General features: G+C 71.3%; 1 pseudogene. It reads right to left on the bottom strand.

Annotated features, from left to right (window positions below):
- A pseudogene (locus FVW20_RS18475) lies at positions 1–547 on the bottom strand (YgiQ family radical SAM protein); the annotation flags it as partial.

Here is a 547-nt window from a genome sequence, read left to right as displayed (position 1 = left end):
GGCGGCAGGCCGAAGTCGGGGATCAGGATGCGGTGCTGGCGCAGCCGCGCGGCATCGGTGCGGGCCACGGTCACGGGGTTGCCCGCAGGGTCGATGCCCGCGAAGAACATGGCCGTGGCCACCGTGCCGGGGGTGGGGATGAAGCACTGCACCTGCCGGGGCGACCAGCCGCGCGCCACCAGCCAGCGGGACAGGGTGCGCATGTCGTCGTCGGTGCAGCCGGGAAAGGCGCTGAGCAGGTAGGGCACCACGTACTGTTCCTTGCACGCCGCCGTGGAATGGTCGGCAAAGGCGGTCAGGAACCGTTCGAACACGGCCAGGCCGGGCTTGCGCATCAGGTCCAGCACGCTGTCGCAGATGTGTTCCGGGGCCACCTTCAACTGGCCGCCGGTGAATTCCATGGTGTAGGCGCGCAGGGCTTCCGCGTCGCGCAGGGCAAGGTCGAAGCGCACCCCGCTGGCCACGCGCACGTGGCGTACGCCGGGGGTGGCGCGCACGGCGCGCAGCAGTTCCACGGCCTCGGACTGGTCCACGGCAAAGCCGGGGC

Source organism: Nitratidesulfovibrio oxamicus (assembly GCF_015731765.1).
Lineage (GTDB): Bacteria > Desulfobacterota > Desulfovibrionia > Desulfovibrionales > Desulfovibrionaceae > Cupidesulfovibrio > Cupidesulfovibrio oxamicus.
This window is presented reverse-complemented; position numbering and strand designations above follow the sequence as displayed.